The sequence below is a fragment of the Pseudomonas sp. GW821-FHT02H09 genome (assembly GCF_059421425.1).
In genome coordinates this window covers 15,314-37,988 of sequence record NZ_JBWKVA010000020.1, presented here as the reverse complement: position 1 = coordinate 37,988, position 22,675 = coordinate 15,314, and the positions used below count along the sequence as shown (strand labels likewise).

Below are 22,675 nucleotides of genomic sequence, written 5' to 3'. Positions count from 1 at the left end.
TCCATGGTGCCTGCAATCTAACGGCATTGCGTCAGCCACGCTTGGCATACAACTTCGGCTCACCCGGTGGCCGGCTCTTGAAGCGGCGATGGGCCCAGAGATATTGCTGCGGACATTCGCGCAGCGCACCCTCGACCCATTGATTGATCCGCAGACAATCAGCTTCTTCACTCTCTCCCGGGAATTGCGTCATCGGTGGATGGATGACCAAGCGGTAACCGCTACCGTCGGCCAGGCGTTCCTGGGTAAAGGGCACCACCAGCGCTTTGCCCAATCGAGCGAACTTGCTGGTGGCGGTGACCGTCGCCGCCTGAATGCCAAACAGCGGTACGAACAGGCTCTGCTTGGCGCCGTAGTCCTGATCCGGCGCATACCAGATCGCGCGGCCGGCACGCAGCAGTTTGAGCATACCGCGCACGTCGTCGCGCTCCACCGCCAGGGAGTCGAGGTTGTGCCGTTCACGGCCACGGCGCTGAATAAAGTCGAACAACGAGTTCTTGTGCTCGCGGTACATGCCGTCAATGGTGTGCTGTTGACCGAGCAAGGCTGCGCCGATTTCCAGCGTGGTGAAATGCAGCGCCATCAGGATCACGCCCTTGCCCTCGCGCTGGGCCTGCTTGAGGTGCTCCAGCCCTTCTACATGAGCCAGACCCGCCAGCCGCGACCTGGACCACCACCAGCTCATGGCCATTTCGAAAAAAGCGATGCCGGTGGAGGCGAAGTTTTCCTTGAGCAGGCGCTTGCGCTCGGCGGCGGACTTTTCCGGAAAACACAGTTCCAGGTTGCGCTTGGCAATGCGCCGCCGGTCAGTTGCCACCCGATACATCAACGCCCCCAAGGCGCGGCCGATCAGCAGCAGCACGGAATATGGCAACTGAACGATCAACCATAGCAGGCCGAGGCCAAACCACAGCGGCCAAAAACGCGGAAGAAAAAATGTAGTTCGAAAACGCGGGCGATCCATTACAGATTCCGGACAGACAACAAGGCCGCGCATTCTACAACGGTTCGACCCGGGTTGCGGCTAGCGGGCGTTCTCGTTATAAGTCTCGGCACTTTTAGTGACAAGCCGTTTAATGCCGACCATGACCCAAACCGAACCGCTAGACCAAGAACCTGTGTTCCAGTTGAAGGGCAGCATGCTCGCAATTACGGTGCTGGAACTGGCCCGCAATGACCTCGAAGGCCTTGACCGCCAGTTAGCGGCGAAAGTCGCCCAGGCGCCGAACTTCTTCAGCAATGCCCCGCTGGTGCTGGCCCTGGACAAACTGCCGGCCACCGAAGGCGCCGTCGACCTGCCAGGCCTGATGCGCATCTGTCGCCAACATGGCCTGCGCACGCTGGCCATCCGCGCCAGCCGGATCGAAGACATCGCCGCTGCCATTGCCGTGGATCTTCCGGTATTGCCGCCCTCCGGCGCACGGGAGCGTCCGCTCGATCCGCACGAAGGCGAGAAGAAAAAACCGGAAAAGCCGCCGGAACCGACTATCAAACCGACCAAAATCATCACCTCGCCGGTACGCGGCGGGCAGCAGATTTACGCCCAGGGTGGCGATCTGGTAGTGGTCTCCTCGGTCAGCCCCGGCGCGGAACTTCTCGCCGATGGCAATATCCATGTATACGGCCCGATGCGTGGTCGCGCCCTGGCTGGAGTCAGGGGCGACACCAGAGCCAGAATTTTTTGTCAGCAATTGAGTGCCGAACTGGTGTCGATTGCCGGCCAATACAAGGTTTCCGAAGACTTGCGCCGCGATCCACTGTGGGGCTCTGGGGTTCAGATCAGCCTGTCGGGTGACGTGTTGAACATCACTCGTCTTTAACGGATACTGCCGCATTTTCCAAGCATCTCTAAAACGTAGCGAAAACAGCTCAAACGAAGTAGGAATCGGCGCAAAGCAGTGTTTACCGCAAGTAAACCCCGCTTATTAATCGAATCCCAGCCAAGGCTGTCCGACTGCAGTAGTTTTCAAGAGATGTTTTTCAGGGGCTAAAAGTCCTTTTTCCTTAGGGGTGAAACACCTTGGCCAAGATTCTCGTGGTTACATCCGGCAAGGGTGGTGTGGGTAAGACCACCACCAGCGCCGCTATCGGTACCGGCCTCGCTTTGCGCGGTCACAAAACAGTCATCGTCGACTTCGACGTCGGTTTGCGTAACCTTGACCTGATCATGGGTTGCGAGCGCCGTGTGGTGTACGACTTCGTCAACGTGGTCAACGGTGAAGCGAACCTGCAGCAAGCGCTGATCAAGGACAAACGCCTGGAAAACCTCTACGTGCTGGCCGCAAGCCAGACGCGTGACAAAGACGCGCTGACCCAGGAAGGCGTGGAAAAAGTGCTCATGGCACTCAAGGAAGACTTCGAATTCGTAGTTTGCGATTCTCCGGCGGGCATCGAGAAAGGCGCCCACCTGGCCATGTACTTCGCCGACGAAGCGATTATCGTGACCAACCCGGAAGTGTCCTCGGTGCGTGACTCCGACCGCATGCTGGGTTTGCTGGCCAGCAAATCGCGTCGCGCCGAAAAAGGCGAAGAGCCGATCAAGGAACACCTGCTGCTGACCCGCTACAACCCCGAGCGCGTCAGCAATGGCGAAATGCTCGGCGTCGAAGACGTCAAAGATATTCTCGCGGTGACCCTGCTGGGTGTCATCCCGGAATCCCAAGCGGTACTCAAGGCTTCGAACCAGGGCGTGCCTGTGATTCTCGACGACCAAAGCGACGCCGGCAAGGCGTACAGCGATGCCGTCGACCGTCTGCTGGGCAAGACCGTGGAGCATCGTTTTCTCGATGTCACGAAGAAGGGATTCTTCGAGCGCCTGTTTGGAGGTAGATAATGAATCTTTTTGACTTCTTTCGTGCCAGCAAAAAGGTAAGTACCGCGTCGGTTGCGAAAGAGCGTCTACAGATCATCGTGGCGCACGAACGCGGCCAACGCACCACCCCGGACTACCTGCCAGCCTTGCAGAAGGAACTGGTCGAGGTGATTCGCAAGTACGTCAATATCGGGTCCGATGACGTGCATGTCGCGCTGGAAAACCAGGGCAGCTGCTCGATTCTGGAACTCAATATCACCCTGCCTGATCGTTGATCGATCCGGCTGGAGCCACGGCGACTCAGGTTCCTTCGGCCCTCTGTAGGAGCGTAGCTTGCTCGCGATGCAGGCAACTCGGTGAGTCTGGCACACCGGGTTGATGCTATCGCGAGCAAGCTCGGCTCCTACAGAGGGCCGTGAGGGGCCCGAGTCGCCGTTGGCGTTTGTTACGAGGCTGTTTTAATGCCGTTGTCGAATATCCGCATCATCCATCAGGACGCCGCCGTTCTGGTGGTGGACAAGCCTACCCTGTTGCTTTCCGTGCCCGGTCGCGCCGAAGACAACAAGGACTGCCTGATCACCCGCCTGCAAGAAAACGGCTACCCGGAAGCGCGAATCGTCCATCGACTGGACTGGGAAACCTCCGGCATCATCCTGTTGGCCCGCGACGCTGACACTCACCGCGAGCTGTCTCGACAGTTTCACGACCGCGAAACCGAAAAAGCCTACACCGCGCTCTGCTGGGGCCAACCGGAACTGGACAGCGGTAGCATCGACTTGCCGCTGCGCTACGACCCACCGACCAAACCGCGACATGTGGTGGACCACGAGTTCGGCAAAAACGCCCTGACCTTCTGGCGTGTGCTGGAACGCTGTGGCGACTGGTGCCGGGTTGAACTGACCCCCATCACCGGCCGTTCGCACCAATTGCGTGTGCACATGCTCTCCATCGGCCACCCGCTACTGGGCGACGGGCTCTATGCCCATCCACAAGCATTGGCCGCCTGGCCGCGGTTGTGCCTGCACGCAAGCATGCTCAGCTTCACTCATCCGCAAAGCGGCGAGCGCTTGCGCTTCGAGTGCCCGGCACCGTTCTGAGCCTGACGCCCCCCTGTAGCAGCTGCCGAAGGCTGCGTCCGGCTTCGAAGCAGTCGTAACAGGCGCGATTGCGATGTGTCTGGATAACCGCGAGCGCTGGATTACGACTGCTTCGCAGCCGGACGTAGCCTTCGGCAACTGCTACAGGAGCGTGCCGCGCCAAATCTGCAGTCAATACGGTAAACTTGCGCCACTGCTGTCTGGAGTTACTTATGCGCGAAGAGTTGAACCAAGGCCTGATCGACTTTCTCAAGGCCTCCCCTACCCCGTTTCATGCCACCGCCAGTCTCGTTCAGCGTCTGGAAGCGGCAGGTTATCAGCGCCTTGATGAGCGCGAGCCCTGGACCACCGAAACCAATGGTCGCTACTACGTCACCCGCAACGACTCCTCTATCGTCGCCTTCAAGCTCGGCCGACACTCACCGCTGCACGGCGGTATCCGCCTGGTGGGCGCACACACCGACAGCCCGTGCCTGCGGGTCAAACCGCAACCCGAGCTGCAACGCCAGGGCTTCTGGCAACTGGGCGTAGAAGTTTATGGTGGCGCACTACTCGCACCGTGGTTCGACCGCGACCTGTCCCTGGCCGGGCGCGTGACCTTCCGTCGTGACGGCAAGGTCGAGAGTCAGCTGATCGACTTCAAACTACCGATTGCCACCATTCCCAACCTGGCCATCCACCTCAATCGCGAAGCCAACATGGGCTGGGCAATCAATGCCCAAACCGAACTGCCGCCGATCCTCGCGCAGTTTGCCGGCGATGAGCGGGTGGACTTCCGCGCGGTATTGACCGACCAGCTTGCTCGAGAACATGGCCTGAACGCCGACGTGGTGCTCGATTACGAGCTGAGCTTCTACGACACTCAAAGCGCCGCGATCATTGGCCTGCATGGCGATTTCATCGCCGGCGCGCGCCTGGACAACCTGCTGTCGTGCTACGCCGGTCTACAAGCGTTACTCACTGCCGAGACAGACGAAACCTGCGTGCTGGTGTGCAACGATCACGAAGAAGTCGGTTCCTGCTCCGCCTGTGGCGCCGATGGCCCGATGCTTGAGCAAACCTTGCGCCGTCTGTTGCCCGAGGGTGACGAGTTCGTACGGACCATTCAGAAGTCACTGCTGGTCTCGGCCGACAACGCCCACGGCGTGCATCCCAACTACGCCGACAAACACGACGCCAACCACGGCCCGAAACTCAATGCCGGTCCGGTGATCAAGGTCAACAGCAACCAGCGCTACGCCACCAACAGCGAAACCGCAGGCTTCTTCCGCCACCTATGCATGGCCGAAGAAGTGCCGGTACAAAGCTTCGTGGTGCGCAGCGACATGGGCTGCGGCTCGACCATCGGCCCGATCACCGCCAGCCACCTCGGCGTACGCACCGTGGACATCGGCCTGCCGACCTTCGCCATGCACTCGATCCGCGAACTGTGCGGCAGCCACGACCTCGCACACCTGGTGAAAGTACTCAGCGCGTTCTACGCCAGCCGCGATTTGCCATAAGCCTGCATTTTGGGGGGCAATCGGGATCCCTTCCGGACACCACGATCCCCCTGATTTCGTTTCTGATAGACATCAATCCGGATTGTGCAAAAGCCACCTAGACTTATGCCAATCCCCTCTGACAAGGCTGTCGCCATGTTTTCGATGTCTGCGTTCCACGCCATGCTTATTCCGATCCTGGCAGGCATGATCCTGTTGGCCGTCGGTTTCAACTTCCGCGATAAAAACGCCGGCGTCTTCAGTATGTGGATCGGCATGTTGCTGATTCTCGCCACTGTGCTTTACAAGATCCTCGCCAAACTCGCCGAATAAATGCGCTCGCTGCGCTCGCATTGATTTTAAGTGACTCGTACACTCGGTCGACCCGCACTTCTCGAGGTTGACTGCCTAGTGTTCGCTCGTCTTTTTGCCCTGCCCTCCTGCTTCCTCATCTGTCTATTGATGCTGCTTCCCATCGTTCCGGTTCAGGCTGTCGGTCTGCCGAGCCTGCTCCACAGCACGGCGAATCCCCAGCAGCAAGCGCAGGAACCCCTTGGGCAATCGCTGGACGAAGTGATCAAGTCGCTGGAAAACGATCAGCAACGCGCAAAACTGCTGACCGACCTGAAGAAACTCCGCGACACCACCAAAAAGGCCCAGCCCGTCACCGAAGAAGGCGTACTCGGGTTGATCGGCGGCACGCTGGCCAGTTTCGAAAAGCAGTTCTCAGGCGCTGACAGCCCCCTGTCCCGATGGTCAGAAGAGTTCGATCTGGCCAAGGATGAACTGTCCGAACTAATGCTGCCGGCCAGTGAGTGGCTGCCAATCATCTTCGCCTTCGCCTTGATTCTGATGCTCTGGAGCCTCCTGGCGGCCGCGCTGATCTGGCTCAGTCATCGGGTGCGCCTGCGCTTCGGTCTCACTGAAGAGTTGCCGCAACACCCCAAGACCTGGGACATGCTGCGCTTTGCCCTGCGCAAACTCGGCCCGTGGATGATCGCGCTGTTGATCACCGTCTATATGAGCTATTCCCTGCCCTCATCATTAGGCAAAGACCTGGCGATGGTGTTGGCCTACGCACTGGTGGTCGGCACCTGTTTCTCGGCGGTCTGCGTGGTGGCATTTTCCGTGCTCGACGGCCCGCACCGTCATCGCGCCCTGTACATCCTTCGGCATCAGGCCTTTCGCCCGTTGTGGCTGATCGGCAGCTTTGCTGCCTTCGGTGAAGCCCTGAACGACCCGCGCCTGGTGGCCAGCCTCGGCAGCCATCTGGCGCACACCGCCGCGACCTTTGCCAATGTGCTGGCAGCGCTGTCCACCGGCATGTTCATCCTGCGTTTCCGTCGGCCGATCGCACATTTGATCCGCAACCAGCCGTTGTCACGGCGCCTGACCCGTCGCGCCCTGAGCGACACCATCGAAATTCTCGGGACCTTCTGGTACTTGCCCGCGCTGGTGTTGGTGGCAATCTCGCTGTTCGCCACGTTCGTGTCGGCCGGCGATACCAGCACCGCATTGCGCCAATCGCTGATCTGCACAGTGTTGCTGGTGCTGTGCATGGTGATCAACGGACTGGTACGCCGCCATGCGCTCAAACCCCAGCGCGGGCTCAAACGCCATGCCCTGTATTCGGACCGTCTGAAAAACTTCTTCTATACCCTCGCGCACCTGGTGGTGTGGCTGGCGTTCATTGAACTCGGGCTGCGGGTCTGGGGGATGTCACTGATCCGCTTTACCGAAGGCGAAGGCCACGAAATCAGCGTCAAACTGTTCAGCCTCGGCGGCACGCTGATCTTCGCCTGGCTGATCTGGATTCTCAGCGACACCGCCGTGCATCACGCGCTGACCCGCTCGCGCAAAGGCCAGGCCAATGCCCGCGCGCAAACCATGATGCCGCTGATCCGTAACGTGCTGTTCGTGGCTATTTTCATCATTGCGCTGATCGTCGCCCTGGCGAACATGGGCATGAACGTCACGCCACTGCTGGCCGGTGCCGGTGTGATCGGTCTGGCCATCGGTTTCGGGGCCCAGTCGCTGGTCGCCGACCTGATCACCGGGCTGTTCATCATCATCGAAGACTCGCTGGCCATCGACGACTATGTGGATGTTGGCGGCCACCTGGGTACGGTCGAGGGCCTGACCATCCGCACCGTGTGCCTGCGGGACATCGACGGTATCGTCCACACGATTCCGTTCAGCGAAATCAAAAGCATCAAGAACTACTCGCGGGAGTTCGGCTACGCGATCTTCAGGGTAGCCGTTCCCTACAACATGGAAATCGACGACGCGATCAAACTGATGCGCGAAGTGGGTCAGAAAATGCGCACTGACCCGTTGCAACGCAGGGACATCTGGTCACCGCTGGAAATTCAGGGCGTAGAAAGCTTCGAGTCAGGCAGCGCGATTTTGCGGGCGCGTTTCAAGACCGCACCGATCAAGCAATGGGAAGTATCCCGAGCGTTCAACCTGTCGCTCAAGCGACATCTGGATGAAGCGGGGCTGGATCTGGCGACACCGCGCATGAGTGTGCAGGTTGTGACGCCGGGGAATGGTGGGATGGAGAAGGAGTGAGGCTGTCGGGCGCCAGTCTGGACCTGCGTTGACGGTGTACATGTGCGTTTCAGCGGCAATGGATATGTACACCATCAAGAAATAGGCTGACTGTCAGGCCGTCATCGCGAGCAAGCTCGGCTCCTACAAGGGAAGGGATCTGTAGCCGGCGGGGCGCTTTACACCACATCCACCCCGACATGAATCGCATCATGTCGCCAAAACTCCAGATCGCAATCGATCAGCCTTCCGTGCTGATCATAATTGACCCGGGCAATCCGCAGCCCGGGACTGCCCACCGAAACCTTCAACGCCGCCGCCGCATCCACCTGCAACGAAGTCGGAACGATCTCAAAACGCACCCGCCCGTAATGCAAATCGTAATGCCGCGCATAGAGCTCAGTGATCGACTGATTCAGGTCAAAATCAAGAATCTTCGGAAAATACTGCGGATTGAGGTAGTGCTCGACATATAGCACCAGGCGCTCATCGATACGTCGCGCGCGGCAGATCTGGATCACACTCGATAACGCCGGTAACTGCAGCCAGGCACAGACCGCCGCCGACGCCGGTTGCAAACGCGCCGAAATCACTTCGGTGGACGGCACCCGGCCCTGGGCGCTGACCATGGCGTGGAAGTGACTGCGCTGCATCAGGTTGTAGGCCAGGCGTGGCGGTGAGACAAACCAGCCGCGGCGCTCCTCACGGTAAATCTGCCCTTGCGCCTCCAATTGTAACAACGCCTCACGCACGGTGATTCGCGTGGTACCAAACAACTCGCTGAGTTTGCGCTCGGCCGGCAGTTTGACGCCGGGCGGCAACAGACCGTGTTCGATCTGTTCCTGCAAAACCTGCCCAATGGCTGTCACCGCTTTGGTTGCCTCTTCACGCATCAACGTTACCTATCTGGACTAGGCCAGCACTGTTTATGGGCAGAACCGCACTTCAAATCGGCTCCTTCAACTCTATGCAAGCCTAGGCAATGCACATGACTGCCAGATGACAAAGCCGCCCAACGGTTGATCCAGACACCTGCAATTTAATAGCCAAGTCCTTTCAGATCAGCCTTTTAGCCATGGTCTACGCTTATCTCGCAGCGTCCGCACAAGAGCTTCATAAATGCTTGCAGGCGAGATACCGACATCAAAGTGTCATCCCGCCCGCTTAAATTGGCTCAGGTATTGCTGACCTAGACCAACCAACCCCAAGACTGTAGCTAAAACGCAGCGTTGAAAACGCCCAAAGGAGCTTCGGATGAAACAGCTTTTCCTGGCATCACTGTTAGGCTCGACCATTGCCATGTGCACCTGTGCCATGGCAGCTAATACCGATTTAAAAGCCCTGGAAGCCGCGGCGAAAGCGGAAGGCGCGGTCAATAGCGTTGGCATGCCCGATGACTGGGCCAACTGGAAAGGTACCTGGGAAGACCTGGCCAAAAACTACGGCATCAAGCACATCGACACCGACATGAGCTCGGCCCAGGAAGTGGCCAAGTTCGCCGCCGAAAAAGACAATGCCAGTGCTGACATCGGCGACGTCGGTGCCGCCTTCGGCCCGATCGCGGTCAAGCAAGGCGTGGTTCAACCGTACAAACCAAGCACCTGGGCGCAGGTTCCGGACTGGGCCAAAGACAAGGACGGCAACTGGGCACTGGCCTATACCGGCACCATCGCGTTCATCATCAACAAAAAACTGCTGCACGGTTCCGAAGCGCCAAAAAGCTGGGCTGACCTGGAGAAGGGTAAATACAAGGTTTCCATCGGTGACGTAAGCACCGCTGCCCAAGCGGCCAACGGCGTGCTGGCTGCGGCCATCTCCAAAGGTGGCAATGAAAAGAACATCCAACCGGCACTGTTGATGTTCGCCGAAATCGCCAAGCAAGGTCGCCTGTCGCTGGCCAACCCGACGATTTCCACCATGGAAAAAGGTGAAGTCGAAGTCGGTGTGGTCTGGGACTTCAACGGCCTGAGCTACCGCGACAAGATGGTCAACAAGGACGATTACGAAGTGCTGATCCCTTCCGATGGCTCGGTGATTTCCGGCTACACCACCATCATCAACAAATACGCTCAGCACCCGAACGCCGCCAAACTGGCTCGCGAGTACATTTTCAGCGATGCCGGCCAAATCAATCTGGCTCGCGGTAATGCACGTCCGATCCGTGCCGAGCACTTGACCCTGCCGGCTGACGTAAAGGCCAAACTACTGCCCAATGAACAGTACAAAAACGTGACACCAATCAAAGATGCCGATGCCTGGGAAAAGACCTCCAAGGCTCTGCCGCAGAAGTGGCAGGAAGAAGTCATCATCAATATGCAGTAATGCTGCATCTGTAGGAGCGAGGCTCGCCCGCGATGCAGACAACTCGGTCTGTCTGGCGACCGCGGTGATTGCATCGCGGGCGAGCCTCGCTCCTACAGATATTTCTCCTATTTTTGCGGAGTCCTCGCCCAATGAAGCACAACGTCATCCTTGTGGTGCTCGACGGCCTGAACTACGAGGTCGCGCGGCATGCCATGGGGCATTTGCAGGCCTACGTAAACGCCAGACGTGCCGCACTCTACAAACTCGAGTGCGAACTGCCGGCACTGTCCCGACCGCTCTACGAATGCATTCTTACTGGCGTTACGCCGATCGACAGCGGCATCGTCCACAACAACGTGTCGCGCCTGTCCAACCAACGCAGCGTGTTCCACTACGCCACCGCCGCCGGGCTCAGCACCGCCGCTGCGGCCTACCACTGGGTGAGCGAGCTGTATAACCGTTCGCCGTTCATGGCTGCCCGCGACCGCCACACCGACAACGCTGACCTGCCGATCCAGCACGCGCATTTCTACTGGTCCGATCACTACCCGGATTCGCACCTGTTCGCCGACGCCGAGAACCTGCGTCTGCGCCATGCGCCGAACTTTCTGCTGGTTCACCCCATGAACATTGACGACGCCGGGCACAAACACGGCCTCGATACCCCGCAATACCGCAACAGCGCGCGCTCGGCCGACATCATCCTTGCCGACTACCTGCAAGGCTGGCTCGACGCCGGATATCAAGTGCTGGTAACTGCCGACCATGGCATGAACAACGACCGCTCGCACAACGGCCTGCTCACCGAGGAGCGGGAAGTGCCGCTGTTCGTCCTCGGCGATGCTTTCAGTCTTGATCGCAATGCTGCGCCGAAACAGACCGAGCTCTGCGGCACCATCTGCGAGTTGCTGGGCGTTGCCCACGACAAACCTGTCTGCCGGGAGCTGTTGAAGTGAATTCAATCACTCGAGGCAAATGGCTGGCGGCGCTCTGCCTGGCTCCTTTCGCCCTGTTCTTTATGGTGTTCCAGATTGCCCCGCTGTGCTGGGTAATGATCCACAGCGTGCAATCGGAGGAGTTCGGTTGGGGCCTGGCCAATTTCAGCAGGATCTTCAATTCGAAGTTCTATTTGCAGGCGATTCAATACAGCCTGGAGATCAGCTTCTGGTCCAGCGTGTTCGGGATCATCATCGCCGTGCTGGGCAGCTATTCGCTGCGCCGGGTCGACTCGCGACTGCGCAACTTCGTCAATGCATTCGCCAATATGACCAGCAACTTTGCCGGCGTCCCGCTGGCTTTCGCCTTCATCATCCTGCTGGGTTTCAACGGCACGTTCACCATCATGCTCAAGCAGGCCGGAATCATTCAGGACTTCAACCTGTACTCCAAGACCGGGCTGATCATTCTTTACACCTACTTCCAGATCCCCCTCGGCGTGCTGCTGCTCTACCCGGCCTTCGACGCCCTGCGCGAAGACTGGCGCGAGTCCGCCGCGCTTCTCGGTGCCAGCGGCTGGCAGTTCTGGCGGCACATCGGCTTGCCGGTGCTGACCCCGGCACTGCTCGGGACCTTCGTCATCCTGCTGGCCAATGCCCTCGGTGCCTACGCCACGGTGTACGCCCTGACCACCGGCAACTTCAACGTGCTGCCGATCCGGATCGCCGCGATGGTCTCCGGCGACATTTCGCTGGACCCGAACATGGCCAGCGCCCTGGCTGTGGTGCTGGTAGCGCTGATGACGCTGGTCACCGTCGTACACCAGTTACTATTGAAGAGGAGCTACCATGTCACGCGCTGAAACCGGCTCTGTCGTCCTCTACCACCGACTCGTGGTTTATCTGCTGTTTGCGATTCTGCTGCTGCCGCTCGCCGGAACACTGATCTACTCGATCGCCAGCAATTGGTCGGCAACCATTCTTCCCAGTGGATTTACGATCAAATGGTATGTCCAGCTATGGAGCGACCCGCGCTTTCTCAATGCCTTCGGCCAGTCGTTGCTGGTCTGTGTCGGCGCTCTGGTGCTGTCGGTGGTGCTGATTCTGCCGCTGCTATTCGTGGTGCATTACCACTTCCCCAAGCTCGATGCGCTGATGAACATCCTGATCCTGCTGCCGTTCGCAGTACCGCCAGTGGTGTCCTCGGTGGGGCTGTTGCAGCTCTATGGTTCCGGGCCGTTCGCGATGGTCGGCACGCCCTGGATTCTGGTCGGTTGCTACTTCACCGTGGCACTGCCGTTCATGTACCGGGCGATCACCAACAACCTGCAAGCGATCAACCTGCGCGACCTGATGGACGCTGCCCAACTGCTTGGCGCCAGCACCTGGCAGGCGGCATTCCTGGTGGTGCTGCCAAACCTGCGCAAGGGCTTGATGGTGGCGTTGTTGCTGTCCTTCTCGTTTCTGTTCGGTGAGTTCGTGTTCGCCAACATCCTCGTCGGCACCCGCTATGAAACCCTGCAGGTCTACCTGAACAACATGCGCAACAGCAGCGGCCACTTCACCAGCGCGCTGGTGATTTCCTACTTTTTCTTTGTGCTGGTTCTGACCTGGGTTGCCAATATCTTGAACAAGGACAAAAGCCAATGAGCTTCGTCAGCGTCCAACACCTGAAAAAAAACTACGCCGGCACCACAGTGTTCAGCGACATCAACTGCGAAATCCAAAAGGGTGAATTCGTCACCCTGCTCGGCCCCTCGGGCTGCGGCAAATCCACCCTGCTGCGCTGTATCGCCGGACTGACCTCGGTGGACAGCGGCAAGATTCTCCTTGACGGCCAGGACCTCGTCCCGCTGAGCCCGCAAAAACGCGGCATTGGCATGGTGTTCCAGAGCTATGCGCTGTTCCCCAACATGACCGTGGAGCAGAACGTCGCGTTCGGCTTGCGGATGCAAAAGGTCAATACCGAGGACAGTCGCAAGCGTGTACTTGAGGTGCTGCGACTGGTGGAGCTGAACGACTTCGCCGCACGCTATCCGCATCAGCTTTCCGGCGGTCAATGCCAACGGGTGGCCCTGGCCCGCTCGCTGGTGACCCGGCCACGCCTGTTGCTGCTGGATGAGCCACTGTCGGCGCTGGATGCACGGATTCGCAAACACCTTCGCGAACAGATCCGTCAGATCCAGCGCGAGCTGGGGCTGACCACCATATTCGTCACCCATGATCAGGAAGAAGCGCTGATCATGTCTGACCGGATCTTCCTGATGAACCAGGGCAAGATCGTCCAGAGCGGTGACGCGGAAACCCTCTACACCGCACCGGTGGACGTATTTGCCGCGGGGTTTATCGGCAACTACAACCTGCTCGATGCCGACAGCGCCAGCAAGTTGCTGCAACGCCCGATCACCGGTCGCATCGCCATTCGTCCGGAAGCCATCGAACTGAGCCTGAACGGTGAGCTCGACGCCCAGATTCGCAGCCACAGCCTGTTGGGCAACGTGATTCGTTACCGCGTCGTAGCTCGTGGCGTGGAATTGGTGGTCGACGTATTGAACCGCTCGGCGGCTGATTTGCATGCCGACGGTCAACGCCTGGCGCTTTCCATCGATCCGACGGCCCTGTGTGAGGTAGCCTGATGCTCTTGATGGGCCTGATTATTTTGAAGGGAGAGCTGCGCTAATGGCTTTGGCAATTTTTGATCTGGACGAAACCCTGATCCATGGCGACTGCGCCACCTTGTGGAGCGAACAGATGGGCCGCCTTGGCTGGGTCGACAGCGAGTCCTTCATGCGTCGCAACAACGAGCTGATGGACGCCTACAGCCACGGCAAACTGAACATGGAAGACTACATGGCCTTCAGCCTGGAGCCGATTGCCGGACGTACTCCGCAAGAAGTTGAGCATTTGGTGGCACCGTGGGTCGAGGACGTAATCGAGCCCATCATTTTCAGCGACGCCTGCAAAGCCATCGCCGCACACCGCAAGGCTGGCGACCGGATCCTGGTGATCTCGGCCTCTGGCACGCACCTGGTCAAACCCATTGCCGAGCGTCTGGGCGTTGACGAAATATTGGGGATCGAGCTGGAAGTGACCCATGGGGTCTATAGCGGCAACACCGTCGGCACCCTGACCTACCGCGAAGGCAAGATCACCCGCTTGCTGGAGTGGCTGGACACCGAAGGCGAAAACCTCGAAGGCGCGAGTTTCTACTCAGACTCACGCAATGACCTGCCGTTGTTGCTGAAAGTCGACTTCCCACATGTGGTCAACCCGGATCCGGTGTTGCAGGAGCACGCCGAGAAAGCCGGATGGCCAATCCATCTCTGGAAGTAACCCATGATCGCTCCCATGCTCCGCGTGGGAACGATCTGTCAGACCAGGCTTTCGTCGATCACCAACACCAACTTGCCCGACACCTTGTTGGTCGCCAGTTCGGCAAACGCGGCTTCAGCATCCGTGATCGCAAAGGTCTTGGCCAGTTGCGGGCTCAACCGCCCTTCGGCGAACAGCGGCCAGACGTGCTGACTCAGATCGCTGAACAGATCGGCCTTGAATTGCTCGTCCCGACTGCGCAGGGTCGAACCCAGTAGCTGCACCCGCTTGGCCAACACCTGCGCCAGGTCCAACTGCGCTTCACGCCCGCCCATCAGACCGATCAACACCCAGCGGCCATCGCGCGCCAGCAGTTTCACGTTCAGCGCGGCATAGTTGGCCCCCACAGGATCGAGGATGACGTCAAACGGGCCGAACTCATTCAAACTTTCCAGACCATCGGTACGGACCACTCCGCCCTGTGCGCCCAAAGCCTCGCAGTAGGCCAGACGATCCGCCGAACCGACACTGACCCAGCACGGGTTGCCAAATGCCTTGCACAGTTGAATAGCCGCCGACCCAACGCCGCTGGCACCCGCGTGCAACAGCACTTTTTCACCGGGCTTGAGCGCTGCCAGCTGAAACAGGTTCAGCCACGCGGTGCTGTAGACCTCGGGCAGTGCGGCCGCTTCAGTCAGCGACAGACCTTGCGGCACAGGCAACACATGACGGCCATCGACCACCACTTCTTGCGCCATCCCACCACCGGCCAGCAGCGCGCAGACGCGATCACCCACTTGCCAGGGCGAACCCGCCCCCACCTCGCTGATCACCCCGGAACACTCCAGCCCCAGCACTTGACTGGCACCAGGCGGCGCGGGATAGAGTCCTGCGCGCTGTAACAGATCGGCCCTGTTCAAGCCCGCAGCCGCTACTCGAATACGAACTTGCCCTACGTCACACGTCGGACTCGGCTCTTCAACCCATACCACTCGACCTTCAACGCCTTGCAATGCTTTCACAGTGCCTCCATAGTGAGTCTGGACTGAGCCCGTTGCTGTAGCGTCGGGCTTTTTGCATTATGCGACCGGTTCCTGCGGAACCGGCGACTTCAAAGACGGCCTAATATGCGTGATCAATTGTCCCCGCGTCGAATCAGCATGAAGCATTTGTTCCCCAGCACCGCCCTAGCTCTCTTCATTGGTCTCGGCCTTATGCAGCTGTCGACCAATACGTTCGCAGCCAATAGCTGGGACAATCTTCAGCCCGATCGTGACGAGGTGATTGCCAGCCTTAACGTCGTCGAGTTGCTCAAGCGTCACCATTACAGCAAGCCGCCTCTCGATGACGCGCGCTCTGTGATCATCTATGAAAGCTACCTGAAGCTGCTGGATCCGTCGCGCAGTTACTTTCTCGCCAGCGATATTGCCGAATTCGACAAATGGAAAACCCAATTTGACGACTTCCTCAAGAGCGGCGACCTGAATGCCGGGTTCACCATCTACAAGCGTTATCTGGACCGCGTCAAAGCGCGTCTGGACTTCGCCCTGCTTGAACTGAACAAAGGCGTCGACAAATTCGACTTCACCACCAACGAGTCGTTGCTGATCGATCGCAAGGACGCTCCTTGGCTCAAGACCACCGCAGAACTCGACGACCTGTGGCGCAAACGCGTCAAGGATGAAGTGCTGCGCCTGAAAATCGCCGGCAAAGATACCAAGGCTATTCAAGAGCTGCTGACCAAGCGCTACAAGAATCAGCTGGTGCGACTGGATCAAACCCGTCCTGAAGATATCTTCCAGGCATACATCAACACCTTCGCCATGTCCTACGACCCGCACACCAACTATCTGTCGCCAGATAACGCGGAGAACTTCGACATCAACATGAGCCTGTCGCTGGAAGGCATCGGCGCTGTGTTGCAGAGCGACAATGACCAGGTAAAAGTCGTGCGCCTGGTGCCGGCAGGCCCGGCGGACAAAACCAAGCAAGTCGCACCGGCGGACAAGATCGTCGGCGTTGCCCAGGGCGACAAGGAAATGGTCGATGTGGTCGGCTGGCGTCTGGATGAAGTGGTCAAACTGATCCGCGGACCGAAAGGCTCGGTGGTGCGTCTGGAAGTGATTCCGGCCAGCAATGCACCGAATGACCAGACCAGCAAGATTGTCGCTATCACTCGCGAAGCGGTGAAACTGGAAGAGCAGGCGGCGAAAAAGTCGATTCTCAACCTGAAACAGGATGGCAAGGACTACAAGCTCGGGATTATTGAAATTCCGGCCTTCTACCTTGACTTCAAAGCCTTCCGCGCCGGTGACCCGGATTACAAGAGCACCACCCGCGACGTGAAGAAACTGTTGACCGAACTGCAAAAAGACAAAGTCGATGGCGTGGTCATCGACCTGCGTAACAACGGCGGCGGCTCGTTGCAGGAGGCCACCGAGCTGACCAGTCTGTTCATCGACAAAGGTCCGACCGTGCTGGTGCGTAATGCCGATGGCCGGGTCGACGTACTTGAAGATGAAAACCCTGGTGCGTTCTACAAAGGCCCGATGGCCTTGCTGGTCAACCGTCTCTCGGCTTCCGCCTCGGAGATTTTTGCCGGCGCCATGCAGGACTACCACCGCGCGCTGATCATCGGCGGTCAGACCTTCGGTAAAGGCACCGTGCAGACTATCCAGCCGCTCAATCATGGCGAGCTGAAACTGACGCTGGCCAAGTTCTACCGGGTTTCCGGGCAGAGCACCCAGCATCAGGGCGTGCTGCCGGATGTCGACTTCCCGTCGATCATCGACACCAAGGAAATCGGCGAAAGCGCCCTGCCTGAAGCCATGCCGTGGGACACCATTCGTCCGGCGATCAAACCGGCGCTCGATCCGTTCAAACCGTATCTGACGCAGTTGAAATCCGAGCATAACGCACGCTCGGCCAAGGACGCGGAATTCGTGTTCATCCGCGACAAACTGGCCCTGGCCCAGAAGCTGATGACCGAGAAAACCGTCAGCCTCAACGAAGCCGAGCGCCGCGCGCAGCACGCTGATATCGAAGCCAAGCAGCTTGCAATGGAAAATATCCGTCGCAAGGCCAAGGGTGAAGAGCAGCTCAAAGAGCTGAAGAAAGAAGACGAAGAAGCAATCGCGGCCGAGCCGGACAAGACCAAACCGGAAGACGATGCCTACCTGAGCGAAACCGGGCGGATTCTGCTGGATTACTTGAAGCTCAACACTGCGGTAGCGAAACACTGACAATGATGGCAATTTAATCTGGACGTTCCGCGGATCGTCATCAAATAGTCATCATTCTGTCGTGAAATACAGGACTGGGCGCCCGCGGCGCCCAGTCCTTTTTTTATCGACAGAGAACGCCATGACCACGACCGAACAGCTGAGCGCCTTGAGTTCAATCCTGGCTCAAAGCGGTTTACACAGTCTGTTCCAGCCGATCATTTCCCTCTCTGAAAGACGTATCCTGGGCTACGAAGCCCTCAGTCGCGGCCCCTCCAACAGCCCATTGCACTCTCCCATCGCATTGTTTGCCGTAGCCCGTCAGGCCGGTCGCCTCAGCGAACTGGAAATGGCTTGCCGTCACAGCGCCTGTCGACGTTTCAACGAACAGAAGTTGCCGGGCAAACTGTTCCTCAACGTCTCCCCGGAATCCCTTCTGGAGGCGGCTCACCAGCCAGGCCGTACACTGCAATTGCTGCAAGACTTCGGGATTGAGCCGAGCCAGGTAGTCATCGAACTCACCGAACAAACCCCGACCGACGACTTCCAACTGCTGCAAAATGCGCTGCATCACTATCGGGCCATGGGCTTTTCGATTGCCCTGGACGATCTCGGCGCGGGGTATTCAAGCTTGCGGTTGTGGTCCGAGCTGCGCCCGGACTACGTGAAGATCGACCGACACTTCATCGACGGTATTCATCTGGACGCCCTCAAGCGCGAGTTCGTGGGCTCAATCCTGCAAATCGCTAAAGCCTCCCGGGCACAAGTCATCGCTGAAGGTATCGAACTGCCGGAAGAACTCGCGGTGCTGACCGAGATGGGCGTCGACCTGGTCCAGGGCTACCTGCTCTGCCGTCCGCAGGAGCATCCGCCGAAGGATGCGCGAGTAATGATGCCCAAACGCGACAGCACTGCTGTGGCCCTGAACGACGAAGGCCGCGACCTCAGCGCCCTGCTCAACGAACAACCGGCAGTGGCTCGGCAAACCCCTACCGCGACAGTTCTGGAAGCCTTCCGTCGCCAGGCCAACCTCAACTCCCTGGCAGTGCTGGATGATCAAGGACACCCCTGCGGGATCGTCCACCGCCATTCGCTGTCGGATTCGCTGCTCAAACCCTTTGCCACCGACCTGTTCGCGCGCAAGCCCATCAGCCGGTTGATGAGTGAAGACTTCCTCGCGGTCGAACTGAGCCAGTCACTGCAACAGGTCAGCCGCCTGATTACCAGCCGCGCCCGACAACGGATCGAAGAAGACTTCATCATCACCCTGAACGGCATCTACCTGGGCCTGGGGCGGGTAATCGACGTCCTCAAACTGATTACCGAGCTGAAGATCCAGCAAGCCCGCTACGCCAATCCATTGACCCTCTTGCCGGGCAACGTGCCGATCCAGCAGTGCCTCACACGGTTGCTGCAACAGGCCCGCGAATCGGTGATCTGCTATGTGGACATCGACAGTTTCAAACCCTTCAACGATATCTACGGTTACGGCCGGGGGGATGAAGTCCTGCTGTGTCTGGCGCAGTGTCTGAATGATCGAGTGGACCCGGGCCGCGACTTCGTCGGGCATATCGGCGGTGACGATTTTCTGCTGGTGTTAGGCCCGGAAGACTGGCGGAAACGTCTCAACCAGCTACTGGACGACTTCCACAGTCAGTGCCGGCGCTTCTATAGCAATGAGCACCTGGAAGCCGGCTGCTTTATCGCGCCCAATCGCCAGGGCGTACGCCAGGAATTCCCGCTGCTGTCGCTGTCCATCGGCGTCGTGCATTTATATCCACAGGCCTGTGGACAACTCGACTCCAGCCAACTGGCAGAACTGGCTTCGCAAGCCAAGCATCACGCCAAGAATGTGCCGGGTCACAGCATTCACGTGATCGACAGCCTGGAGATTGGGTTGCCGGTGGTGGAGGGGTTTTAAATTATCTCGCGAGCGCAGTCAGTTAAGGAAATGAGGTCTCTATGTAGGAGCCGAGCTTGCTCGCGATGGGCGTTAACGATAACGCGTGTTTTCTGAATAAACGCGTCGTCCCTGAGTCCATCGCGAGCAAGCTCGGCTCCTACAGGGAACCACCGCTTGATTCCAACTGCTTGAGCTTGATCTCCGCCAGCGGATGCCCGGCCTTCGCCGCCATTGTCCACCAACGGGCCGCCTCAGCCGCATCAGGAGCTTTACCGGGTGTTCCGGCAAGGCTGATCACCCCCACTTGGTAGGCCGCCTTGGCGTCCCCCGCCAGCGCCGCCAGGCGCAGCAAGCGTACACCTTCTTCGCGGGCGCCGAGGCCTTGGCCACGGAAGGTCAGGATATGGCCGTAGAAGCTCTGAGCACCGACATCACCCAGGTTTGCCATGCGCGCGAACTGACCTTCGAGCCAGTGCCAGCCACGGGGCTGACGCACGAACCACGGCCAATGAAACAGCCGACGCGCCAACCAGTAGCTGGCTCGCGCCTTAAGTCGCCAGAACACTCAGGCCTCCGCCGATTCGGGATACTCGTATTCGAAAACCCGCACTACTTCGGACGCATGCCAGGAAGCCGCAGCAACACCATCGGACGGACCGGAGAAACGTCCAAGACGCTCGACACACTCGAAGAAGCCGGTACGAGGCAAACGGCTTGCACCTTGGCTGATCACCAGCGAACTGCGCAATGGCTGCTCCGCTCGGGCATCCAGCGCTGCCAGATGCTCCAGGGCCGCGGTCAGGGTTTGCATGGCCGGGCTGGGTAACTGCAAACGCTCAAGCAAAGCCCGGTAAGTCAGTAGATGACGCTGGCGGCGGGCGTGATCGAGCTCGCTCAGCAACCCATCCCAATGTTGTCGACTAATGCGTACGCTCACGTCTCGTCCCTCCAGCCTGGCACCGTCAACTCCCAGGCCAGGCTGCGGCGAATCGCGGCGTCCGGCAGACGCTCACCGCTTTCAATCAAGGCCAGATAAGACGGGCTGATTCCTACTGTGCGGGCTAACGCCTCAATGGCGATGCCCTTCCCTTCGCGCAAACTGCGGAGTTGATCCAGGCCAGGAAGAATCTGGTCTGGTGGTGCCGCGTGACGGACTGTGGCTTCTCGCGGCGGCTGCTCGGTAATACCCGCAGCTTTTAACAAAGCCTGATACTGAGCCCACGGCAGAACCGCATACTCGGGCTCGCCATCACGTGTAATTATCTGAATATCCATTACTACCCCGTAGGACAACAACACTTAGCGAGTCAGCACTTTTCCCTAGAAGTGTAATCCTAACAGCCGCCAAGGTCGCGAGGGGGGTATCAATATGTGGAGGACCCTGAATCGGCTCAGGTTTTTTTCGGGCCCTGCAGCTGGAGTTGCTCCAGCGTATCCGGCAATTGCTCGACCACCGCCAGCTTTTCCGGCAGCTGCCGTAAGCGCCAGGCACGGAAGGCACTCAACTCGTCATCGAGGGTTTTCATCACCCAAGCCAATACCGCGATGTCATCGAGCATGCCAAACACTGGAATGAAATCCGGGATGGCATCGAGTGGACTGAGGAAATACATCAGGCCCGCCACAATTATCAGAATCGATTTGTGACTGATGGCCCGGTACTCCCCACGCCAATAAGCCAGACACAACGCCTGTAACAATCGCAGATCATCTTTGAGTTTGCCCAGGCGGTTGCCTTGGCTCGCTCCTTTGCTCGCCACGGCGAAGAGCAATGTCGGCAAACGTCCTCGGCTAAGCAACCGTCCTGCCATGGGCAAGAAGCGCGCGAAATTCCAGGGTGCTTTCATCATCCCTCCCACTGAAATGTTATCCACACAAATTGTGGATAACCTTGTGAACAGAGCCGCTTTAAACGCTTGAAAGCCCCGTTTTATAAGGCCTGAGCTCAGATCGGGCGTTTTTTACTCACATAAAAAAACCCATTATTTCATTGACTTGGCAACCCGTCTGGGTCTAACACCAGCAACTTCAATGGTATGACTCTACCCGGCGGCGTCCGTTCGCTTACTTTGCCCTCCAGCAATCGCCAGATGCAACAACGCCCCGTATAGACGGGGCGTTGTTTTTTATCAGACGCTAATTACTTGGTAGCGTCTTGTTTTGCCTGATCCTTGATCGCCAGCAGTTCCAGGTCGAACACCAGCACCGAGTTGGCTGGAATCGCCGGGCTTGGGCTTTGCGCGCCGTAAGCCAGTTCGCTAGGGATGTACAGCTTGTACTTCTCGCCAACGTGCATCAGTTGCAGGCCTTCGACCCAACCCGGGATCACACCGCTCACTGGCAGGTCGATCGGGCTGCCGCGCTCGACGGAGCTGTCGAAAACGGTGCCGTTGGTCAGCTTGCCGGTGTAGTGAACCGTCACTACGTCAGTCGACTTGGGCTGAGGGCCATCGGCTTTCTTGACCACTTCGTATTGCAGACCCGAAGCGGTGGTGGTTACACCTGCTTTCTTGGCGTTGTCTTCGAGGAATTTCTTGCCAGCGGCTGCCGACTCTTCACTCATTTTGGCCATACGCTCTTCAGCGCGCTTTTGCAGCGCAGCGAAGGCTTCGACCAGTTCGTCATCCTTCAACTTCTGCTCTTTCTTGCCGACGGCATCTTCGATGCCCTGGGCTACTGCTTTGGAATCCAGATCATCCATGCCTTCTTGGGCAAGGCTTTTGCCCATGTTCAGGCCGATACCGTAGGAAGCTTTTTGCGCCGGGGTTTTCAGCTCAACGCTGGTCTGCGAGTCACAACCCGCGAGTACCAGGCTAACCAGGGCCACCGCCGCCGCCAACCGATGCTGTTTCATGCTATTTCCTTGTTCATGCGCCTAAAGGGCAATCGAGTAAAGCCGCGAGCTTATCAGGCCGCCACGACCAATGGCTACCGGCATGAGAGCAGGAAACTTCCGATAAGTTCACGTCCTTGAAACGCATTTCGCAGCGGCAGTCGAATTTGACTGTCGGCGCAAACTCACAATCGGAAAAGACGTTTCTCACTGCATCAGGCGTAATG

23 protein-coding genes are annotated in these 22,675 nt (G+C 58.6%); 15 read left to right on the top strand and 8 right to left on the bottom strand.

Features of this window, described 5'->3' with window-relative positions; genetic code table 11:
- Window positions 1–31: 31 nt before the first annotated feature.
- On the bottom strand, window positions 32–964 hold the full coding sequence (locus AC07VR_RS23920; RefSeq protein WP_494993766.1) for a lipid A biosynthesis lauroyl acyltransferase: 933 nt from the start codon (window positions 962–964) through the stop codon (window positions 32–34).
- 121 nt (window positions 965–1,085) lie between these two features.
- Between AC07VR_RS23920 and minC the strand changes: the two genes are divergently transcribed.
- From minC to AC07VR_RS23885, 7 genes are all read left to right on the top strand, one after another.
- Window positions 1,086–1,820: a septum site-determining protein MinC gene (minC, locus tag AC07VR_RS23915; RefSeq protein WP_495012808.1), complete on the top strand. Its 735-nt coding sequence runs from the start codon at window positions 1,086–1,088 to the stop codon at window positions 1,818–1,820.
- Between the two features lie 200 nt (window positions 1,821–2,020).
- On the top strand, window positions 2,021–2,833 hold the full coding sequence (minD, locus tag AC07VR_RS23910) for a septum site-determining protein MinD (RefSeq protein ID WP_494993765.1): 813 nt from the start codon (window positions 2,021–2,023) through the stop codon (window positions 2,831–2,833).
- Window positions 2,833–3,087, top strand: a complete 255-nt coding sequence (gene minE / locus AC07VR_RS23905; RefSeq protein WP_007928666.1) for a cell division topological specificity factor MinE — start codon at window positions 2,833–2,835, stop codon at window positions 3,085–3,087. Before minD ends, minE begins: the two co-directional genes overlap by 1 nt.
- A 186-nt stretch (window positions 3,088–3,273) precedes the next feature.
- Window positions 3,274–3,909, top strand: a complete 636-nt coding sequence (locus AC07VR_RS23900; protein ID WP_494993764.1) for an RluA family pseudouridine synthase — start codon at window positions 3,274–3,276, stop codon at window positions 3,907–3,909.
- A gap of 212 nt (window positions 3,910–4,121) precedes the next feature.
- Entirely contained in the window at window positions 4,122–5,411 is a 1,290-nt protein-coding gene (locus AC07VR_RS23895; protein WP_494993763.1) for a M18 family aminopeptidase, read from the top strand.
- 135 nt (window positions 5,412–5,546) lie between these two features.
- Window positions 5,547–5,723, top strand: a complete 177-nt coding sequence (locus AC07VR_RS23890; protein ID WP_494993762.1) for a hypothetical protein — start codon at window positions 5,547–5,549, stop codon at window positions 5,721–5,723.
- Window positions 5,724–5,801: 78 nt separating this feature from the next.
- Entirely contained in the window at window positions 5,802–7,961 is a 2,160-nt protein-coding gene (locus AC07VR_RS23885; RefSeq protein WP_495012771.1) for a mechanosensitive ion channel family protein, read from the top strand.
- Window positions 7,962–8,119: 158 nt separating this feature from the next.
- Here the strand turns inward: AC07VR_RS23885 and AC07VR_RS23880 are convergent, their stop codons facing one another.
- Window positions 8,120–8,833 (bottom strand): UTRA domain-containing protein, encoded by a 714-nt coding sequence (locus AC07VR_RS23880; RefSeq protein WP_494993760.1) that lies wholly within the window; start codon window positions 8,831–8,833, stop codon window positions 8,120–8,122.
- Window positions 8,834–9,194: 361 nt separating this feature from the next.
- Between AC07VR_RS23880 and AC07VR_RS23875 the strand changes: the two genes are divergently transcribed.
- The 6 genes from AC07VR_RS23875 to AC07VR_RS23850 all read left to right on the top strand — a co-directional run bounded on the left by AC07VR_RS23875 (window position 9,195) and on the right by AC07VR_RS23850 (window position 14,512).
- A complete protein-coding gene (locus tag AC07VR_RS23875) occupies window positions 9,195–10,262 on the top strand; it encodes an ABC transporter substrate-binding protein (protein WP_495012770.1) in 1,068 nt (355 codons plus the stop codon).
- 131 nt (window positions 10,263–10,393) lie between these two features.
- Window positions 10,394–11,200: an alkaline phosphatase family protein gene (locus tag AC07VR_RS23870; protein WP_495012769.1), complete on the top strand. Its 807-nt coding sequence runs from the start codon at window positions 10,394–10,396 to the stop codon at window positions 11,198–11,200.
- Window positions 11,201–11,262: 62 nt separating this feature from the next.
- Entirely contained in the window at window positions 11,263–12,042 is a 780-nt protein-coding gene (locus AC07VR_RS23865) for an ABC transporter permease (protein WP_494993859.1), read from the top strand.
- The gene (locus tag AC07VR_RS23860) at window positions 12,029–12,829 is read left to right on the top strand and encodes an ABC transporter permease (protein ID WP_494993757.1); all 801 of its coding nucleotides are present in this window, start codon (window positions 12,029–12,031) and stop codon (window positions 12,827–12,829) included. Before AC07VR_RS23865 ends, AC07VR_RS23860 begins: the two co-directional genes overlap by 14 nt.
- Window positions 12,826–13,815, top strand: coding sequence for an ABC transporter ATP-binding protein (locus AC07VR_RS23855; protein WP_494993756.1), 990 nt, complete (start codon window positions 12,826–12,828; stop codon window positions 13,813–13,815). Before AC07VR_RS23860 ends, AC07VR_RS23855 begins: the two co-directional genes overlap by 4 nt.
- A gap of 43 nt (window positions 13,816–13,858) precedes the next feature.
- Window positions 13,859–14,512 (top strand): HAD family hydrolase, encoded by a 654-nt coding sequence (locus AC07VR_RS23850; RefSeq protein ID WP_494993755.1) that lies wholly within the window; start codon window positions 13,859–13,861, stop codon window positions 14,510–14,512.
- Between the two features lie 38 nt (window positions 14,513–14,550).
- Here AC07VR_RS23850 and AC07VR_RS23845 read toward each other — a convergent pair whose 3' ends face one another.
- The gene (locus tag AC07VR_RS23845; RefSeq protein ID WP_495012768.1) at window positions 14,551–15,513 is read right to left on the bottom strand and encodes a zinc-binding dehydrogenase; all 963 of its coding nucleotides are present in this window, start codon (window positions 15,511–15,513) and stop codon (window positions 14,551–14,553) included.
- Window positions 15,514–15,651: 138 nt separating this feature from the next.
- Here AC07VR_RS23845 and AC07VR_RS23840 point away from each other — a divergent pair, with 138 nt between their 5' ends.
- Entirely contained in the window at window positions 15,652–17,733 is a 2,082-nt protein-coding gene (locus AC07VR_RS23840) for a carboxy terminal-processing peptidase (RefSeq protein ID WP_494993753.1), read from the top strand.
- A gap of 121 nt (window positions 17,734–17,854) precedes the next feature.
- The gene (locus AC07VR_RS23835) at window positions 17,855–19,633 is read left to right on the top strand and encodes a bifunctional diguanylate cyclase/phosphodiesterase (RefSeq protein ID WP_494993752.1); all 1,779 of its coding nucleotides are present in this window, start codon (window positions 17,855–17,857) and stop codon (window positions 19,631–19,633) included.
- A 139-nt stretch (window positions 19,634–19,772) separates the two neighbouring features.
- Here AC07VR_RS23835 and AC07VR_RS23830 read toward each other — a convergent pair whose 3' ends face one another.
- The 5 genes from AC07VR_RS23830 to bamJ all read right to left on the bottom strand — a co-directional run bounded on the left by AC07VR_RS23830 (window position 19,773) and on the right by bamJ (window position 22,469).
- Window positions 19,773–20,180, bottom strand: coding sequence for an SEL1-like repeat protein (locus AC07VR_RS23830; RefSeq protein ID WP_494993751.1), 408 nt, complete (start codon window positions 20,178–20,180; stop codon window positions 19,773–19,775).
- Window positions 20,181–20,552, bottom strand: coding sequence for a hypothetical protein (locus AC07VR_RS23825; RefSeq protein ID WP_494993750.1), 372 nt, complete (start codon window positions 20,550–20,552; stop codon window positions 20,181–20,183).
- On the bottom strand, window positions 20,549–20,890 hold the full coding sequence (locus AC07VR_RS23820; protein WP_494993749.1) for a helix-turn-helix domain-containing protein: 342 nt from the start codon (window positions 20,888–20,890) through the stop codon (window positions 20,549–20,551). The genes AC07VR_RS23825 and AC07VR_RS23820 overlap by 4 nt, the downstream gene beginning before the upstream one ends.
- Window positions 20,891–21,006: 116 nt before the next feature.
- Window positions 21,007–21,462, bottom strand: coding sequence for a YkvA family protein (locus AC07VR_RS23815; RefSeq protein WP_494993748.1), 456 nt, complete (start codon window positions 21,460–21,462; stop codon window positions 21,007–21,009).
- A gap of 293 nt (window positions 21,463–21,755) precedes the next feature.
- Window positions 21,756–22,469 carry a BamJ family beta-barrel-assembly machinery protein gene (bamJ, locus tag AC07VR_RS23810; RefSeq protein ID WP_494993747.1) on the bottom strand — a complete coding sequence of 238 codons (714 nt, stop codon included), beginning with the start codon at window positions 22,467–22,469 and terminating at the stop codon, window positions 21,756–21,758.
- Between the last annotated feature and the right edge of the window lie 206 nt (window positions 22,470–22,675).

Coding starts and splice junctions, on each gene's coding strand:
- minC (WP_495012808.1), top strand. CDS start 1,086: ATGACCCAAACCGAACCGCTAGACCAAGAACCTGTGTTCCAGTTGAAG.
- minE (WP_007928666.1), top strand. CDS start 2,833: ATGAATCTTTTTGACTTCTTTCGTGCCAGCAAAAAGGTAAGTACCGCG.
- AC07VR_RS23835 (WP_494993752.1), top strand. CDS start 17,855: ATGACCACGACCGAACAGCTGAGCGCCTTGAGTTCAATCCTGGCTCAA.
- AC07VR_RS23850 (WP_494993755.1), top strand. CDS start 13,859: ATGGCTTTGGCAATTTTTGATCTGGACGAAACCCTGATCCATGGCGAC.
- AC07VR_RS23920 (WP_494993766.1), bottom strand. CDS start 964: ATGGATCGCCCGCGTTTTCGAACTACATTTTTTCTTCCGCGTTTTTGG.
- AC07VR_RS23880 (WP_494993760.1), bottom strand. CDS start 8,833: ATGCGTGAAGAGGCAACCAAAGCGGTGACAGCCATTGGGCAGGTTTTG.
- AC07VR_RS23820 (WP_494993749.1), bottom strand. CDS start 20,890: ATGGATATTCAGATAATTACACGTGATGGCGAGCCCGAGTATGCGGTT.
- AC07VR_RS23870 (WP_495012769.1), top strand. CDS start 10,394: ATGAAGCACAACGTCATCCTTGTGGTGCTCGACGGCCTGAACTACGAG.
- bamJ (WP_494993747.1), bottom strand. CDS start 22,469: ATGAAACAGCATCGGTTGGCGGCGGCGGTGGCCCTGGTTAGCCTGGTA.
- AC07VR_RS23815 (WP_494993748.1), bottom strand. CDS start 21,462: ATGAAAGCACCCTGGAATTTCGCGCGCTTCTTGCCCATGGCAGGACGG.
- AC07VR_RS23855 (WP_494993756.1), top strand. CDS start 12,826: ATGAGCTTCGTCAGCGTCCAACACCTGAAAAAAAACTACGCCGGCACC.
- AC07VR_RS23895 (WP_494993763.1), top strand. CDS start 4,122: ATGCGCGAAGAGTTGAACCAAGGCCTGATCGACTTTCTCAAGGCCTCC.
- AC07VR_RS23860 (WP_494993757.1), top strand. CDS start 12,029: ATGTCACGCGCTGAAACCGGCTCTGTCGTCCTCTACCACCGACTCGTG.
- AC07VR_RS23840 (WP_494993753.1), top strand. CDS start 15,652: ATGAAGCATTTGTTCCCCAGCACCGCCCTAGCTCTCTTCATTGGTCTC.
- AC07VR_RS23890 (WP_494993762.1), top strand. CDS start 5,547: ATGTTTTCGATGTCTGCGTTCCACGCCATGCTTATTCCGATCCTGGCA.
- AC07VR_RS23865 (WP_494993859.1), top strand. CDS start 11,263: ATGGTGTTCCAGATTGCCCCGCTGTGCTGGGTAATGATCCACAGCGTG.
- AC07VR_RS23900 (WP_494993764.1), top strand. CDS start 3,274: ATGCCGTTGTCGAATATCCGCATCATCCATCAGGACGCCGCCGTTCTG.
- AC07VR_RS23875 (WP_495012770.1), top strand. CDS start 9,195: ATGAAACAGCTTTTCCTGGCATCACTGTTAGGCTCGACCATTGCCATG.